Annotated in this window: 10 protein-coding genes; 8 read left to right on the top strand and 2 right to left on the bottom strand. The window is 60.6% G+C overall.

Features of this window, described 5'->3' with window-relative positions:
* Position 1: 1 nt before the first annotated feature.
* Complete coding sequence (locus tag ACP7EW_RS21290; RefSeq protein ID WP_426219468.1) at positions 2 to 4,591, bottom strand: DUF4329 domain-containing protein; 4,590 nt, start codon at positions 4,589 to 4,591, stop codon at positions 2 to 4.
* A 127-nt stretch (positions 4,592 to 4,718) separates the two neighbouring features.
* The gene (locus tag ACP7EW_RS21285) at positions 4,719 to 10,607 is read right to left on the bottom strand and encodes a DUF4329 domain-containing protein (protein WP_426219466.1); all 5,889 of its coding nucleotides are present in this window, start codon (positions 10,605 to 10,607) and stop codon (positions 4,719 to 4,721) included.
* A gap of 263 nt (positions 10,608 to 10,870) precedes the next feature.
* Here ACP7EW_RS21285 and urtA point away from each other — a divergent pair, with 263 nt between their 5' ends.
* From urtA to ACP7EW_RS21245, 8 genes are all read left to right on the top strand, one after another.
* A complete protein-coding gene (gene urtA, locus ACP7EW_RS21280) occupies positions 10,871 to 12,136 on the top strand; it encodes an urea ABC transporter substrate-binding protein (protein WP_065874307.1) in 1,266 nt (421 codons plus the stop codon).
* Positions 12,137 to 12,276: 140 nt separating this feature from the next.
* Positions 12,277 to 13,779 (top strand): urea ABC transporter permease subunit UrtB, encoded by a 1,503-nt coding sequence (gene urtB / locus ACP7EW_RS21275; RefSeq protein WP_426219463.1) that lies wholly within the window; start codon positions 12,277 to 12,279, stop codon positions 13,777 to 13,779.
* Positions 13,779 to 14,846 (top strand): urea ABC transporter permease subunit UrtC, encoded by a 1,068-nt coding sequence (urtC, locus tag ACP7EW_RS21270; RefSeq protein ID WP_177001547.1) that lies wholly within the window; start codon positions 13,779 to 13,781, stop codon positions 14,844 to 14,846. Before urtB ends, urtC begins: the two co-directional genes overlap by 1 nt.
* On the top strand, positions 14,843 to 15,676 hold the full coding sequence (urtD, locus tag ACP7EW_RS21265; protein WP_426219460.1) for an urea ABC transporter ATP-binding protein UrtD: 834 nt from the start codon (positions 14,843 to 14,845) through the stop codon (positions 15,674 to 15,676). Before urtC ends, urtD begins: the two co-directional genes overlap by 4 nt.
* Positions 15,677 to 15,688: 12 nt before the next feature.
* Positions 15,689 to 16,387, top strand: a complete 699-nt coding sequence (gene urtE, locus ACP7EW_RS21260) for an urea ABC transporter ATP-binding subunit UrtE (protein WP_033897371.1) — start codon at positions 15,689 to 15,691, stop codon at positions 16,385 to 16,387.
* 31 nt (positions 16,388 to 16,418) lie between these two features.
* Positions 16,419 to 17,258, top strand: coding sequence for an urease accessory protein UreD (locus ACP7EW_RS21255; protein WP_426219458.1), 840 nt, complete (start codon positions 16,419 to 16,421; stop codon positions 17,256 to 17,258).
* A 3-nt stretch (positions 17,259 to 17,261) separates the two neighbouring features.
* Positions 17,262 to 17,564, top strand: a complete 303-nt coding sequence (locus ACP7EW_RS21250) for an urease subunit gamma (protein WP_010213535.1) — start codon at positions 17,262 to 17,264, stop codon at positions 17,562 to 17,564.
* 9 nt (positions 17,565 to 17,573) lie between these two features.
* Complete coding sequence (locus ACP7EW_RS21245) at positions 17,574 to 18,086, top strand: GNAT family N-acetyltransferase (RefSeq protein WP_426219589.1); 513 nt, start codon at positions 17,574 to 17,576, stop codon at positions 18,084 to 18,086.

The following is an 18,086-nucleotide window of genomic DNA, read 5'->3' as shown; positions in this document are numbered from 1 at the left end:
ATTAGAGTTCGTCTTTTGCACGCCCATACCAGGGTTCGCCGGATTCCCGACTCAGCTTTTCCCATTCAGCTCCCAGCACCCCTCGCCGTTTCCAAAAGGCGTCCGTCGTCAATACCGACAGGTTGCCCAAACGGCACAAGTTGCTGACCAATGCACTGGGCGAAGGCGCGGGCCGGGCGCTGAGCAGTGTCGACTCGGCGCTCGACACAGCGGGTACGTATTTGAGCAGGCCACCCCCCCGGCAAGACAGATAGATGCATTGGGCGTCGGGAAGATTACTGATGTACACCGACAAGTAACTGTTCAGCGCCTGAGTGGAGACAAAGTTGGGCTGTAAACTGATGTCCAGCGGTTTGAGACTGCTGGTGTACGGGATTGCCTTGAAGAACGCATGCACCGCAGCAATTTTGTAGTCATGCAGGTCGTGACCCGCCGGTATGTTGAACCCGGCGTGCCCGAGCCAGAAGAACCACTCCAGCGTACTGTTGCCACGCCCGGACCGATCTTCGACCGGGTCAATCGCAACAAACCCCGATAGCCGTGGCGGCATAAGCAAGGCCCCGAGATACGTCTTGTCGCTGAACGTTCCAATCAACTGCTGGGCATAACGTGCGGCGTCATCGGCAAAGAAGAACAGTGGCCCGCAGAACGAATGGAAATAGGGGTCATTGGTAAAGGTGTGGGGCGCCCGCTTGGGTTGCCACTGCGCATTGACACGCTCCTTGCGCCCCCATATTTCACTGGTGAGCCGGATTTGCAGTTCACCGACCTCCGCCAACTTGGCTACATAGTCACGCACCGTCAGCGTGCCATCTCGCAGTTGCGTTGCGTCCTGACTCACCTTTTCCAGGCGTTCCGACACGGACGCCTTCTTGGGCACGGTATACCAAAGCAGTGCGCCGTCAGCGCACAGCAGGTACAACGGCAACGTGTGCCCGTTGCGAGGCGTGGTCATGAACAGCAGCGCTTGGGCAATCCTCGCCGGTGCGAAAAAATGCTGGGCCATTGCATCGTCAGCCGTAGCGATCGTTTCGGTCGACGCACACAAATACACACCAACGATCGAGTAACCCTGTGGGACTGTTCCGTTAAGGAAGATCGCCGCCAAATGCTCATGGCTATCTCTGAGCACGGGCAGGGTGGCCATGTAAAACTCCCGTGCGAAGGCCCTGAGTACATAACCGATAGCAACACGCGCCTGTGGCTGCCAATGGCGCTGAACGTGCCGGACGGCATCCAGAGCCCGGGTAAAAGTCGGACCGCACGGCGAGTGAGCTAACGTCGACCTAACCTCCCATGGCTTGACCTGGTATTGATTCAGCGCAAACCTGGGTCTTAACAGCCTAGGGCTACCCCACAGGGTATCGCCCTGCACCACGCGCAACTCGCCGGCTCGGACGACGCTTTCAACGAAGTCCTGAGGCAGCAAGGCTTGGGTACGCATTTTCTGTTCGGCGACGTTGCCAACGAGGTCGCCTGTGTATCGGCTATTCAAATTCAGGGCTTTTTTGAGCAGCCCCTCATCAATGGAGTCTGACAGCTGATAGCTGAGTATCGAACCGCTGGGGCCGAATACGTATTGGCGTTTTATTTTAGTGGTCTGGCGCAGCAGATGAGCCAGTACCTCAGTGGGAATCATGCTTTGGTAAACGGCTTTTTGCGTCGGCGACAGCAGTATTTGCACCTCTCGTTCCGGTAACGACCGGTAGCTCGCGACAAGGGTACTGCCGCCTGGGTAGAGCCCGCTGGCAATCGTAGCATCGGGGTAGATCCAGCTCAGCGTTGCGCCCTGAGGAGGAATCAACAGGGGCTCTGTTGCTACAAACAGCCCATTGAGCAACTGGAGGATGACCCCGCCATACGTGCGCCTCTGCCCACTGCCCACCAATGCCTGCGCGTGGCGCGCGGCGTCATCGGCAAACGCGAAGCACGGGGTCAAGCGGCGCGGCGCAATGTGTTCATAGCCGTTCCAGGCAGTACCGACCAGCCCCGCCTTGTCCCAGTACTGGCTGACACGCACCACTTGCAGGTCACCTCTGGCCGCCCAGTCGCGGATAAACGTCTGCGGTGTCTTCACGCCGGAAGCCAGTTGGGTCCTTGCATCCCCCAGTAATTTGTCGGCCTCCCCCCCCCTTTCCACGTTGATGGGTGACGGTGTGTACCGTAATAACGCGCCATCCAGCATGGAAAAGTAAATCGCCAGGCTTGTCTTTCGGTCCTCCATAGCGTGAGTGAGCGCGGCCAACAATACGTCCGGCATGACGAAATACTGCGTCAGCCAGACAGAAGCGCCCGAGAGCCAGTGAGGCGCCCATTGTTGTGAGCGGAATATTGCATACAGTTCAAACCCCTCGGGCAGCCGGTAGATTTCCCGGCGGTGCACACGGGGAAACAGACTGTTCAGTTTGAACAAAGCTTCTACGGAACGCGCACCCACCACTTCGGTGGCGATGAACTGCGGCCGGCTTTTATGCTTGAGCACAAAGGCAAAGCACTCATTTTCCGGCAACCGACGTCCCTGCGCCCGCTTTTGCAGGTCTCGGGCCGCTTCATCGGAGCTGGTAAAGATACCGCCATAGATCACGTAATCAGGTGGACCGGATTGAGGAGCATAAGTGAAGTTGGGTGACCAATCGCTATAGACCACCGAGCGCGGCCCCCACAACGCATTGCCCTGAACGATCTTGAACTCCCCAGCCACGGCCAGGCGCCGTACCCAATCGCCCGGCCGGATCTCACCGCGATCGAGGCGCCGCCCCAGGCTGTTCTCCCCGGCACCAGGCGCGATATTGGCCAGCAGCAACGCTTCTTCAGGCGACTGATTCGGCGTGTACTCCAACAGGCAGTCCTCAGCCCCGGACAAGTACGCCACCCGTCGATCCTGAATGATCGAGTACATCTCTTCGGTGGAAAACACCTGCAAGTTGATCAAGGCTTCGTCCTGTGACCAGCCCCGCTGTTTAACCCAATCGGGGTCGACCATAGACAGCGCTGTGTGGGAGCCGTAACGGGCATACAGCTCATAAGGCTCTGGCGGAATCAGCGGGCCTGATTCGTTCACCGGAAAAAACAGCGTGGACGCAAAAGGATGCACGACACTTTCCAGCGGTTGGGTGATCACAAAGCGACCATCTGCGTCCCTTAGTACATACCCGCCATAGTAAAAACTGCGCTGTTGACCGACTTGCTCATGGGCATACACCGCCGCATCACGGGCGGAGAAAAACGAGTGACTCAGTGTGGCCGAGTAAAGTGGGCTCAACAACGCCGAGCGGTTGTCCACCCTGCCGGTCTCACGCCACAGCCCGCCGGACTGCGCAACCCACAACTGTGTGGCGTCGATCACCCTGCGCACATAGTTGCGCGGGCTCAAGGTGCCAGCAATCAGCGCCGCCTGGGCGCCGTTATCATTGATCGTACCGTCACTCGCGCGCTTGAACAGCTCGGTGGACAACGCCGCCGAAGGCACCTTGAGTTGAAGTAGGGTGTGGTCCAAGGCGCGCATGTACAAATCCAGCCCACGGCTGGGAGCGTGTAACGCCTCAGTGCTTTGCCCCAGTTGAATCGCCGCGACCACCTGTGCCGGGGAGAAAAACGCACTGGAGAGCCAGTCTTCCCGGGCCGACACTTCCTCTTGGGCATACCAGTCGCTGAAGTAAATGGCCTCCAGGCGATACTCGGAGGGCAATTGCGGCGTACCGTCAGCCCCATTTGGAAACACCGCATCCATCGCAAACAAAGGTGCGCGCCTGGGGGATGCCAGCGTTGCCACGTAGCGTTCCTGGGTGAGGTGCTTGAGCACAAAACCGACCTGCCCCTCTTGCGCCGGCGAAGGTAGCGCCGTCATCACCGCCAGCTTCGCCTGATCAAAGACGCTTGAACACAACGGTTGCTCGGTTACCTCGGAGGAAGTAAAGGGTTCGAACACCACCCAATCGGCGGGTACCTGCCCGACAGAGCCGCCCCACCACTCGGTTGACACGATAAAGCTCAGCGAACCGAAGCTGGAAACCTTCTTGATGAACTCGTCAAAAGGACCATAAACCCCGACAGGATTGTTGGCTGGTTTGCCGGCCTGCACCCACAACGCAAAACTGAATTCCGCCGGCGAACCGCTGGGGGTGTGACGAATCAGCGAACCGTCCGGGCCAGACAAGTAAGCCGACGGAAAAAAGTCTCGATCATGCACATCCGAGTAAAAATCCGTACCGGAGAAAAAGCCCAGAAATGCCTTTGTCATGCGCTCATCGAAACTGGGGTTTCGGCTCATGATCAGCGCATGTTGGGCAGGATGGGAGTGGTAACTCGCCACACAGGTATAGCCCTGTGGCTGTTGATAGTAGCCGTCAGCTCCCACGGCCAAAATATCGCGCAGGTCAAATTGCATGACCCCACTTTGAAACGGGTAACTCGCGAAATACAGGCCGGCTGAATCGCGCAGAATCACCCCGCCGTACTCCACATCACGGCGTTCGCCGATGTGTGTATGTGCCCAGTAGGCCGCATCTGTCTCCTTGATAAATGCCGGACTTAACGTGGGCAGCCTTGCAGCCCCTCGGTTCGAACTGGCGGCCCGCTCTTCGCGTGACAATCTGATAGCCATCATAGCTCCTTGCAAAAAAACGCCAGGACACAATGCCCTGGCGCTTCATTCTGGGCAGCGGGCGAAGCTTAGAATCGGTAGATAAGTAGTCAGGACGGTCGTGAGCGGCTGGCACCTACTGCTGGCGTAGCTCCATCAGGTACCGTGACCACACATGCCCGCGAGGCTGCCAGAATCTGTCCGGTTCCAAGACGTACAACTTGCCGGAACTGGCAAGGGTGGTGATGACTTGACTGGGCTTATCGGTGAGGCGATACGGCCAGTCTTCGCGCAGCAGCTTGCTTTCACTCTGCTGATAACTGGGCAAGTACACCAACAACGCGCCGTTGCGGGGTGTGATGTAGTACCGGGCCGCCACCACGTTATCGGTACGCAGCATTTCTACAAACGCCCTGATTTCCTTTTGCGCTATAAAATTGATGGCAAGCGCTTGCTCATGCTGATCGCTCAGAGCTTCGCGCTCAGGTTCAAGCTTGTAGATCTGCTGCACGCCGATCACGTGATAGCCCGCCGGATATTTGGCTGATGGCTTGGGCTCACGCAGGTTCATCACATGACCGAACAAACGCTGGTATGCCAAGGTTGCGGCACGTAACCCCACCTCCACGATCGGCCCATTGTCCAGCACGGGGTCGGTGACCCAAAATGTGCTGGAGGGGGCAGTCCCATTGCCCAGGATCGCCCCCAGCCAGGCGTTGTTTGCATCATGGCGCAGGCGCCGCCAAAGGTAGCGCGCCGCGTCGTCAGCATGGGAAAACAGCGGTCCCAGGGCGACTCGCTCGTGAGCACCTGGGGTGTAGACGATGGCTTCACGGTCTTTCCAGCGCTGCGTGACCGGCCCCTGGCTCGCCCAGATATCCCCGGTGACCAGCACCTCGAGCACGCCTGCGCGGGCAACCTGGCGAACGTATTCGATGGGGTTGTACGAACCGTTGAGCTTTTTCACATAGGCCTGCAAACGGTTGTGCGAATCCCAGTCACTGTCATGCACCGTCGCCTGGTACTTGAGCAACCCACCGTCAGCACACGACAGGAATATCGGCAAGAAGGTGTCACCGCTGGCTTTGTATTCGCGCACGGTATTCAGCGCGCCGCGCAACAGGCTTGGGTTGACGAACGCCGCGTAGACCGGCGAAGCGCTCAGCTCAGGCGGTTGCAGGGCAGTTGCGTGCACATAGAGGCCCTGCAGGCTGCACCCGGGCGGTAATTGCCCGCCCAGCCACACTCGGCTGGCGGGGAACTGCAGGCCGTCGCTCCACACCGGCAGGCTGGCCATCCAGTGCCCGTTATCGGCCTTGATGATAAAGCCGAAGGTCAGTTCGCTACGTTCACCCGCCAGCTCATGCACGTAACGGCCGACGTCATCGATATGGCTGAACACCGGGCTGAGGGCGCGGTCAGCGATAGCGAAGTGGCCTCTGTGCGGCGCAACAAAACCATGGGCCGGCTGCCAGCCAGGCGGCAACTGCTGCACAGCCCCCCATAACTCACTGCCTTGCACCACCTGCATCGAGGCCGTCTTGAGCACCTGATTGACGAATTCGATGGGGGTTTTACTGCCGTCACGCAGTTGCTGCTCGATCAGGTTGCTCTGTGGGTCGTGGGGGGTGCCGCTAGCGGGTGCCAAGGCTTGTTGCAACGCCTGGCGATCCAGCGCCACCTGGCTTTTCTGCTGGGCCGTCAGCAAGTTGCTGTCAGGGTAGTCGCAGTTGAAACCGATCAATGAGCCATCGAGCCCTAGCAAGTACTCATGATTCCACAAATGATTGCAGGTGAACGCCTTGGCCAGCACGGCGGTAGAAAACATGCCGCGATAGACCGCCAGCTCGTCCTCATCCAACAGAAACGCCGGCAGCGTATCCACCCGCGAGCGGTAGCGCGCGACCAGGGTCATGCCAGGCGCCAAACGATCCAGTGGCACGTCCTCGTCAGGTAGAATCCATTTGGGGTCGAAGTCTTCCGTGGGCACCGGCATCGGTTCCGAGGCCACGAACAAGCCGTCCTGGCGCTTGAGGATCAGCCCGCCGAAGACACGTTCCCGCGCAGGCCCTAAGCGCATCTGGGCATACCGCACCGCATCGGCCTGGCTGAAAAACGCCGGGCTCAACACTCTGCGGTTAAAGTCGGCGTAGGGCAGCCAATCCACCGTGAGCGTGCCGGATTCATCCCAGCACTCATTGCCGACCACTACCCTCACATTGCACTGCACCACCACCTGTTTGACGAACGCCTGAGCCGTCAACAGGCCGCCGGCCAAGCGTGTATGCACGTCCTCGAATTGGCCGGATGTGTGTTTTTGTGCATCGAACAACGTCGTCGACACCGGCGCCTGGAAGCTTAGCAACGCGTTATCCAGGGTAGAGATAAATACCGGCAAGCTGGTCTCGCTGCTCGCCGGGCGCCAACGTTTGGCGGCGAGGAACGCGACGTACAGGTCGGCGGACGAAATGAAATGCGCCGCCAGCCACTGCTGCGGGTTCGACAACCCTTGCGGCATCCACTGCCGGGCATAAAACAACGCGTGCAGTGCGAAGCCGTCAGGGTACGCATAGGCGCCCTCATCTGCGGCGGAAAACAGGCTCGACAAGCTGAACAACGCAATATCCCGATCACTTGGCACACGCTGGGACACCACGTATTCAGCCTTTTGCGTGTGCTTGAGCACAAAGGCGAAGCAGGTTTGCGTCGAACCATGACCGCGAGAAACACGGCTATGCACATCGGCAACCGCCTCCTCGACGCTAGCGAAGATCGCGCCGAACGCCACCTGCTGCGGCGCTTCATGTGCCCGCGGCGGCGCAAACGCACGCCAGTGCAGGGGCAGCGCCCCCGGCGCCCCCCACAGGCTGCTGCCTCGCACAATGCGCAAACCCAGGGCCGCTAACAGATTGACGCTGTTCTCGGGCCGGACATCGCCAGCACCGCGCCGCCGCAGCATCACACTGCCGTTGGCGTCCGGCTCGAGTTGCTTCAACAACGCCAGCTCAGCGGCGGAACCACTGAGGTCGTAACCGAGCAACGCGTCCTCGGCGCTGGACAAGTACCCCACAGCGACCTGGTGCCGGTTGCCGATGAGGTAACGCAGGTCTTCATCGCCAAATAGCTGCCAGTCGACATAAGCCTCGTTGCGCGACCAGCCGTAACGCGCCATGCGCGTGCTATCCAGCAGCGCGAGCGCCGTGCACGACGCGTACTGCCCATACAGCGTGAAGCCCTGCGGCACGATCAAGTTACCCGCGTGGTCCGTCGGAAACAGTGCGCCCAGGTGGAACCGCTGCTCATAAAGACACAGCCAAGGCAGCGTGGCGACAAAACGTTGCCCGGTGGTTTGAAGGATTACCCCGCAATATTGTGCATCGCGCTGGAAGCCAACCTGCTCATGGGCAAACGCCGCCGCGTCATCGGCGCTCAGGAAATGTCGGCTGAGGATCAGCTTCGGATAGCGGAAGAACGGCACCCAGGTGCTGTCGACCGTACCTTCGACATCCCACATCAAACCTGCCTGCTGCACGGCTAGGCGCCCCGCCGCTGCTACTTGCCGCACGAATTGTTGAGGCGTCGAGTGCCGGGCGATAAGCGATGCCAGGTGGCCGTTGTCGGTGACGATGCCCGTTGGGGTCACACCGTAGAGCTGGCTCTCCAAGGCGTTGCCGGAAAAGGTGTACTTGAGCCGCGCACCGTCGCGGGTACTCAAGTAAAGCACGCGCAGCGGGTTCGTCGGCTGGCGCGATTCGGCAATGGCAGCCGCCAACTCCCCAGGCGAAATAAAGCTTTCATACAGCCAGTGTTGCTCGAGCTTCAAGCCCAGCGGCGGACGTGGCACATGGCAGACGCCGAAGGGCACGTAACCCGTCGGCAGGCCGTTGAAAACATGCAATTGATCAAATACCGGCAGGCCAGGACGCGGGGCGACAGGGCGGGTGACCACATAGGCGTCAGCCTTCAGCGACTTGAGGATGAACGACAACTGCCCCCCGCTCGCCGCTTGCTGGTCTTGACCATAAGTGGCGGCCGTATCGGCATGCTCAAATACCCAGCTGTAGACCGGCGAAACAGGTGCTGCAGAGGTAAACGGCTGGTAGGCGGCCCATATGCTCGGGATCTTGCCTAGGGAGCCACCCCAGGCGAGGCTGCTTTGCAACACATGCAACTCGCCCAGGCGTACCAGTTTGCGGACCATTTCAACCACACTGCCATCAAAGCCATCCAGCTGCGGCTTGAAGCTTCGCACACGCAGGGCCTCTCTCAGGAACCCGCTGAAATCGCGCTCCAGTTGAGTGTCGCTACGCACGTATTTGACCAGCGATTCAAATGGACTTGAGTAATACAAGGCGGGAATTTTAACGCCCGCGGCCAGGAAGCTCGCGGTGAACTCATAATTGGGCGTACTCAAATAGAGCTTGGCTTCATCATCCAGCGACAGCTTTTTACCTTGCTGCACCTCGTCGTCCGTCCGGCCCTCCAAACCCTGTTTCGCAGTCTCGAGGATATTCGGCATCAGCACCACAAAACCGGCATAACGATAACCGGTCGGCATGAACAACTCGGTGGCAATCGTACCGTCAAAGGTGAGACCCAATTGCTGGCTGAGCGCGGATTCGCCAATGGCGGCCGTCGATACGAAGAGGTCATCGTCACGCTGTAAAACATAGCCGAGCAGCAGTGCTTCCCGCGCATGAGGACGCTCGTGTAGATATCGCGCAGCATCATCGGCCGTGATAAAGGCCGGGCTCATGGTTTTTTGCAGTTGCTCAAAGGATGCCAGGGCCAACACGCCTTGCGTCGTCGGTTCTGTCGGCTTCTGATACGTCACGATCTCGCCAATCCCCAGCATGCGCTGGGCGAATTTCACCACGGGCAGGGTGCCCTCCCTCAGTTGATTTTCGATCGCCACGCCGTCAACACCGAGATACCGGGCTTCCGCATCCGTACCGGAATACCGGTAGGCCCAGAGCCGACCGTCCCAGCTACGCAGGACCAGGCGCATTTTAGGTTCGCTGCTGTACAGCGTGGGGGCCGTCCTGACTTGCTCGGCCACGGCGGCCAGCAGTGTCGGGGGAAAGAATGCCGGGCTCAGCCACCGCCCTGCGGTGCCCAGCCGGCAGTAGACGGCGCTGATGCGGAAACCGGACGGCAGCTTCACGCCGCCATCCGTGCGTTTGGGGAACAGTTGCGACGGGGCCGTCAATTCGCTGCGCTCCCAGGCCTGGGTGGGCACGACGTATTCATCTTTGCCGAGGGCCTTGAGCTGGTAGCCAAACACCGGTTCCGCACCTTCGGGTAAAAGATGCCCCAGACCCGAGGTCGGCAGGATTTTGGTAAACAGGGGTTGCATCCCTTCACTGCCCAACGGGTCGCCCAGCTTCCAGCTTCGGCCAACGCGCCCTCGCTCGCCGCCCCAGGCAGTGTTGGCCACGATGACCGTCAGTTCACCCGCCTTGGCCAGCAGAGGGATGAAATCGTCAAAGGCGTCCAGTTCCTTATACTTGTCCAACGCGATACGCGTGCGAAGTGCACGCTCCTCGGGCGAATTGCTGGTCACATATTTGAGCAGCCCCCCATCGGGCCCAGACAAATAGTGGGCAGGCACGACCGAGCCTAAATCGATGATGAATCGCGTGTCGTGGTAAGAAAAAAAACCTTTGATGACACTGCGTTGCGCCTCCGTCAGCAAGATGTTTTTAAACTTCTCGTCGTCGTCAGGATGTGAGTGATAAAACGCGTAGGGAGCATAGCCGGACGGCAGCAGCATCTTGCCCTTATCGTCCAAGGCAATCACGTCAGACGGGGAGAACTCATACGCGCCGCCGCGCAGAGGCGTCGAAGCATAAAAGCGGCCAGCTTTGCGAAGGATCGCGCCGCCGTATTCTGCATCGTGCTTGTCGATGCGTTGGTGCGCCCAGAATGCGGCGTCATCGGCGTTGATAAAGGGCCCTTCGAGTGCGAGCTTTTCCTCCAATGAAGGCGCGGGTGTATCGGATAGGTGCAGGTCGTCCCTGTTCATCATGTGCTCCAGTAAGGGGGGTGACTGAGGTTTCCCCCATCCTCGGTCCGTCACAGCCCGCACGTGCGCTACATAGTGTTGGTCAGCACCACAACGGCACACCGGCGCGCACGCACCACTTCGCCAGGCGCCACAATGGTGCAACCCTCGACTTGCCTTGCCCTGCGCCAACCCTGTCTGTAAGGCTTTTACGACTTCGGCACAGCCCTTGCTATCTCCTCTTCATCAGCCATCCAAGAAAAATCGGTCACGGAGATAGCACCATGAAGCGTCGCAGCTTGATCAAGGCTTTCACTCTCTCGGCATCCATTGCCGCCATGGGCATGACTTGGACGATCCAGGCCGCCGAGACCATCAAGGTCGGCATCCTGCATTCGCTGTCGGGCACCATGGCCATCTCCGAAACTTCGCTTAAAGACATGGCGCTGATGACCATCGACGAGATCAACGCCAAGGGCGGGGTGAACGGCAAGATGCTCGAGCCGGTGGTGGTGGACCCGGCGTCGAACTGGCCGCTGTTTGCGGAAAAGGGCCGCCAGTTGCTGACCCAGGACAAGGTCGCCGTCGTGTTCGGCTGCTGGACTTCGGTGTCGCGCAAATCCGTGTTGCCGGTGTTCGAAGAACTCAATGGCCTGCTGTTCTACCCGGTGCAATACGAAGGCGAAGAGATGTCGCCGAACGTGTTCTATACCGGTGCGGCGCCGAACCAGCAGGCGATCCCGGCGGTGGAATACCTGATGAGCGAAGAAGGCGGCAGCGCCAAGCGCTTCTTCCTGCTGGGCACCGACTACGTGTACCCGCGCACCACCAACAAGATTTTGCGCTCGTTCCTGCATTCCAAAGGTGTAGCGGATAAAGATATCGAAGAGGTCTACACCCCGTTCGGTCATGCCGATTACCAGACCATCGTCGCCAACATCAAGAAGTTCTCCGCCGGCGGCAAGACTGCGGTGATCTCCACCGTGAACGGTGACTCCAACGTGCCGTTCTACAAGGAACTGGCCAACCAGGGCCTGAAGGCCACCGACGTACCGGTGGTGGCGTTCTCCGTGGGTGAAGAAGAACTGCGCGGCATCGACACCAAGCCGCTGGTGGGCAACCTGGCGGCGTGGAACTACTTCCAGTCCGTAGAGAACCCGGTGAACAAGAAATTCGTCGCCGACTGGAAAGCCTACGCCAAGAAACACAACCTGCCGGGCGCCGACAAAGCCGTGACCAACGACCCGATGGAAGCCACCTACGTGGGCATCCATATGTGGGCGCAGGCGGCGGAGAAGGCCAAGTCCACCGACGTCGACAAAGTGCGTGAAGCGTTGGCCGGGCAGACGTTTGCAGCACCGTCGGGCTTCACCCTGACCATGGACAAGACCAACCACCACCTGCACAAGCCGGTGATGATCGGCGAGATCCAGGCTGACGGGCAGTTCTCGGTGGTCTGGCAGACCCAGGAGCCGATTCGTGCCCAGCCGTGGAGCCCGTACATTCCGGGCAATGACAAGAAGCCGGATTACGCCGTCAAGAGCAACTGATCCGAGGGGTGCCGGCACTTGAGGCCGGCACAATCCCTGTGGGAGCTGGCTTGCCTGCGATGCAGACGACTCGGTGTATCTGATACACCGCTATCGCAGGCAAGCCAGCTCCCACATTAGTTCGAGCAAGGCCCAAGAATATGCCCACTGCCCTGTACCGCTTCATCCTCACGGCCCTGCTTGTGCTGCCTTTGGCCGCACACGCCAGCGACGCCGAAGAATTTCTCGCCGCCAACCCGGCCCAACAAGCCAAGCTGCTCCAGGACTGGGCCGCCCAGCCCGATCCTGCACGCATCGAATTGGTGGACGCCCTGCAACAAGGCCAGCTCACGGTCAACGGTGAAACCAAGACCGTACGCCTGAACAACCGCCTGCGCAGCCTGATCGACAACGTCCAAGCCAGCCAACAACTGCTCGCCGCCGATCCCATGGTGCGTCTCGCTGCCGCGCAGACCCTGCAAAAAAGCGCACAACCCGCACAACTGAAATTCCTTGATCAGCAAGTCGCCAGTGAGACCAATGAGGAGGTGCACACTGCCCTCAGTCTGGCCCTGGCCAACCTGCAACTGGTCGACCCTGACCCCGTGGTTCGCCTTGCCGCTGTGCGCTTGCTCGGCAGCACCGGCGACCCACTGGCGCGTACCCGTCTTGAAGCCCTGCTCGCCCCCGGCGTCGAAACCGATGCCGCCGTGCATACCGCCGCCGAAACCAGCCTGGCCCAGGTCAAACGCAAGTTGATGCTGGGTGAAATCCTCGGGCAAGCCTTCAGCGGCATGTCCCTCGGTTCGATCCTGCTGCTGGCGGCGCTGGGCCTGGCGATCACCTTTGGCCTGCTCGGCGTGATCAACATGGCCCACGGCGAGATGCTGATGCTCGGCGCCTACTCCACCTATGTGGTGCAAATGCTGATGCAGCGTTATGTGCCGCAAGCCATCGAGTTCTACCCGCTGATCGCGCTGCCGGTGGCGTTTTTTGTCACCGCCGCCATCGGTATGGCGCTAGAGCGCACAGTGATTCGTCACCTGTATGGCCGCCCGCTGGAAACCTTGCTCGCCACATGGGGCATCAGCCTGATGCTGATCCAGCTGGTGCGCCTGGTGTTCGGCGCGCAGAACGTCGAAGTGTCCAACCCCGCCTGGCTGTCCGGCGGCATTCAAGTGCTGCCCAATCTGGTGCTGCCGTACAACCGGATTGTGATCATTGGCTTCGCGCTGTGCGTGGTGGTGCTGACGTGGTTGCTGCTGAACAAGACCCGCCTGGGCCTCAACGTGCGTGCCGTGACCCAGAACCGCAACATGGCGGCCTGCTGCGGCGTGCCCACCGGGCGGGTGGACATGCTCGCGTTTGGCCTCGGTTCCGGTATCGCCGGGCTGGGCGGCGTGGCGCTGAGCCAGATCGGCAACGTCGGCCCGGACCTGGGCCAGAGCTACATCATCGATTCGTTCCTGGTCGTGGTACTCGGCGGTGTCGGCCAGTTGGCCGGGAGCGTGATGGCCGCCTTTGGCCTGGGCATCGCCAACAAAATCCTGGAGCCGCAGATCGGCGCCGTGCTCGGCAAGATCCTGATCCTCGCGTTGATCATTCTGTTTATTCAGAAACGCCCGCAAGGACTCTTCGCACTGAAAGGACGGGTGATCGACTGATGAACCAGCCATTGATGCTCACGGCCACGCAAAAGGCCGGCCCGAAGGTAACGATCGCGGTGGGCGTGGTGATTCTCGCGCTGCTGCTGGCGCTGCCATTGTGTTCACTGCTGTCACCGGAAAACCCGCTGCATGTGTCGGCCTACACCCTGACCTTGGTGGGCAAGATTCTGTGCTACGCCATCGTCGCCCTCGCGCTGGACCTGGTGTGGGGCTACGCCGGGATGTTGTCTCTCGGCCACGGCCTGTTCTTTGCCCTCGGTGGCTACGCGATGGGTATGTACCTGATGCGCCAGGCGTCCGGCGATGAATTGCCAGCGTTCATGACCTTTTTGTCGTGGACCGAATTACCCTGGTATTGGGTCGGCACTCAGCACTTCCTCTGGGCCATGTGCTTGGTGGTTTTAGCGCCTGGCCTATTGGCCTTGGTGTTCGGCTTCTTCGCCTTCCGTTCCCGGATCAAGGGCGTGTATTTCTCGATCATGACCCAGGCGCTGACCTTTGCCGGGATGCTGCTGTTCTTTCGCAACGAGACCGGCTTTGGCGGCAATAACGGCTTCACCAATTTCCGCAGCATCCTCGGTTTCGGCATTACCGAACCGGGCACACGGGCGGTGTTGTTCGTGGCCACGGTGTTGTTGCTAGTGGCGAGCCTGTTCATCGGCTGGCGCCTGGCGCGCAGCAAGTTCGGCCGAGTGCTGACCGCCCTGCGTGATGCGGAAAACCGCCTGATGTTCTGCGGCTACGATCCGCGCGGCTTCAAGCTGTTCGTGTGGGTACTGAGCGCGGTGTTGTGTGGTTTGGCCGGTGCGTTGTATGTGCCGCAGGTGGGCATCATCAACCCCAGCGAAATGTCGCCGACCAACTCCATCGAAGCCGCCGTGTGGGTTGCTCTTGGCGGGCGCGGGACCTTGATCGGCCCGCTGCTGGGCGCGGGCGTGGTCAATGGAATGAAGAGCTGGTTCACCGTGGCCTTCCCGGAATACTGGCTGTTCTTCCTCGGGGCGCTGTTCATCATCGTCACCCTGTACCTGCCCAAGGGCGTTATCGGCCTGCTGAAGAAATGAGGAACGTCATGCTTGAACCTATTTTCGATGCAGGCAGCGGCCGCGATGCCATCGGTATTGGCCAGGCGGCCGGCAAGGGTCTCAACACCCGCCACGGCACCATCCTGAGCCTGGAAGACATCAGCGTCAGCTTTGATGGTTTCAAGGCGCTCAACACCTTGAACCTGTACATCGGCGTCGGCGAGCTGCGCTGCATCATCGGCCCCAATGGCGCGGGCAAGACCACGCTGATGGACGTGATCACCGGCAAGACCCGGCCCAGCCACGGCACCGCCTGGTTTGGCGAAAACCTCGACCTCACCAGCATGAGTGAAGTGCAGATCGCCCAGGCCGGTATCGGCCGCAAGTTCCAGAAGCCCACGGTGTTCGAGGCCCTCAGCGTGTTCGAAAACCTCGAACTGGCGCAGAAGACCGACAAATCCGTATGGGCCAGCCTGCGCGCACGCTTGAGCGGCGAGCAGAAAGATCGTATCGATGAAGTGCTCGACACCATCCGCCTGACCGCCTCGGCCCAGCGCCAGGCGGGGTTGCTGTCCCACGGCCAGAAGCAGTTCCTGGAAATCGGCATGTTGCTGATGCAGGACCCGCAACTGTTGCTGCTGGATGAACCGGTGGCGGGCATGACCGACGCGGAAACCGAATTCACCGCCGAACTGTTCAAGCGCCTGGCGGGCAAGCATTCGCTGATGGTGGTGGAACACGACATGGGGTTTGTCGGCTCGATTGCCGACCACGTCACCGTGTTGCACCAGGGCAGCGTGCTGGCCGAAGGGTCGCTGGAACAGGTGCAGGAAAACGAGCGGGTGATCGAAGTCTATCTCGGTCGCTGAGGAGAGATGAACATGCTGCAAGTCGACAAGCTGCACCAGTACTACGGCGGTAGCCACATCCTGCGCGGGCTGTCGTTTGACGTGAAGATCGGCGAAGTCACCTGCCTGCTCGGCCGTAACGGCGTGGGCAAGACCACCCTGCTCAAATGCCTGATGGGTTTGCTGCCGGCCAAAGAAGGCGCGGTGAATTGGGAAGGCCGCGCCATCACCGGGTTCAAGCCGCACCAACGCGTGCACGCGGGTATCGCCTACGTGCCACAGGGCCGAGAAATTTTCGGGCGGCTGACGGTGGAAGAAAACCTCTTGATGGGGCTCTCCCGCTTCCCCGGTTCGGAGGCCAAGGAAGTCCCGGCATTTATCTACGAACTGTTTCCCGTGTTGCTGCAGATGAAACATCGGCGTGGCGGCGATTTGTCCGGCGGCCAGCAGCAACAGCTCGCCATCGGCCGCGCGTTGGCCAGCCGCCCACGCCTGCTGATCCTCGATGAACCCACCGAAGGCATCCAGCCATCGGTGATCAAGGAAATCGGCGCGGTGATCAAGAAACTCGCGGAGCGCGGCGATATGGCGATCCTGCTGGTGGAGCAGTTCTATGACTTTGCCGCCGAGCTGGCCGACCAATACCTGGTGATGTCCCGTGGTGAAATCGTGCAGCAGGGCCGAGGTGAAAATATGGAAAGTGAGGGTGTGCGCGGCCTGGTAACCATCTAATCTGTAGCCTCCTAACGATAAGCTCTTTGCCATGAACCTGCCCGTTACTCCTGCCCTGTTCACCCCCAGCTGGCACGCCGAGCTGGAACTCGGCTACGCGCGCTTCGGCGACACTACGCGACCGGTGATGCGCCGCCACCTCGGCCCGTTGCGCGTGCAAAAACACCTGTACGCCGAAGGCCCCGAGGTGTGCCAGCACATCATCGTGCACCCGCCCGGTGGCATTGCCGGCGGTGATCGCCTGGACATCAGCGCCCATGTCGGCGCCGGCGCCTGGGCCCAATTGACCAGCCCTGGCGCCGCCAAGTGGTATCGCGCCAAGGGCCCTGCATTCCAGCAGCTCGACCTCACCGTGGAAGCCGGCGCCACGCTGGAATGGCTACCCCAGGAAACCATCGTGTTCAGCGCGGCTCAGGCCGAACTCACCACCCGCATCGAACTGCAAGGCGATGCGCGCTTGTTCTACTGGGACGTGGTTGCCCTGGGCCGCCCGGCCAGCGGCGAACGTTTCGACCTCGGCCACTTCCAATCGCACCTGGATATCTGCCGCGACGGCCAGTTGCTCTGGCATGAACGCCAGCGCATTGTGGGCGCCGACGGTTTGCTCGATTCACCCATCGGCCTGGATGGGCAACCGGTGTTTGCCACGCTGTTGCTGACGGCCGATATCGACCCTGAACTACTCGACACCTGCCGCGCCCTGCCCCACGCCGTGCGCGGCGACCTGACCCAATTGCCGGGCTTGCTGGTGGCTCGCTGCCTGGCCAGCGAAGCGCTGCACGCCCGCGCCTGGCTGATCGATTTATGGCGCCTGTTACGCCCCGCCGTGCTGGGCCGTGAAGCCGTCCCCCCCCGAATCTGGAGTACCTGAACCATGGACCTGACCCCACGGGAAAAAGACAAACTGCTGATCTTCACCGCCGGCCTCGTCGCCGAGCGCCGCCTCGCACGCGGGGTGAAGCTCAACTACCCGGAAACCATCGCCTACATCTCCGCTGCGCTGATGGAAGGCGCCCGCGATGGCCGCACCGTGGCTGACCTGATGCACTTTGGCACCACCCTGCTCAGCCGCGAACAAGTGATGGAAGGCATCCCGGAAATGATCCCGGATATCCAGGTGGAAGCCACTTTCCCCGACGGCACCAAGCTGGTCACCGTGCACCAGCCGATTGCGTGAGGCCTGATGATGATTCGTGACGCAACCCAACACGATTTGCCGGCGATCCGCGATATCTACAACGACGCGGTGCTGAACACCACGGCAATCTGGAACGAACAACCGGTGGACCTGGACAACCGCCAGGCCTGGTTCAGTGCGCGGCATGCCCAGGGTTACCCGATCCTGGTCTCAGTGGAAAACGGTGAAGTCACCGGTTACGCCTCCTTCGGTGACTGGCGGCCGTTCGAAGGTTTTCGCTACAGCGTCGAGCACTCGGTGTACGTGCGCAGCGACCAACGCGGCAAAGGCCTCGGCCCTTTGTTGATGGCAGCGCTAATCGAGCGCGCGCGCGCCTGCGACAAACACGTGATGGTCGCCGCCATCGAGAGCGGCAACCAGGCTTCGATCCGCCTGCATGAACGCCAGGGCTTCGTTACCACCGGGCAGATGCCGCAGGTGGGTATCAAGTTCGGCCGCTGGCTGGACCTGACCTTCATGCAACTGGCCTTGAACCCGGGCGCCGAACCGCCCAAGGAGTGA

It is taken from the genome of Pseudomonas sp. DWRC2-2 (genome assembly GCF_049897885.1).
Classification (GTDB): domain Bacteria; phylum Pseudomonadota; class Gammaproteobacteria; order Pseudomonadales; family Pseudomonadaceae; genus Aquipseudomonas; species Aquipseudomonas azotoformans_A.
Note: the sequence above shows the minus strand (reverse complement) of the source record. Positions and strands in the feature narration are given on the sequence as shown.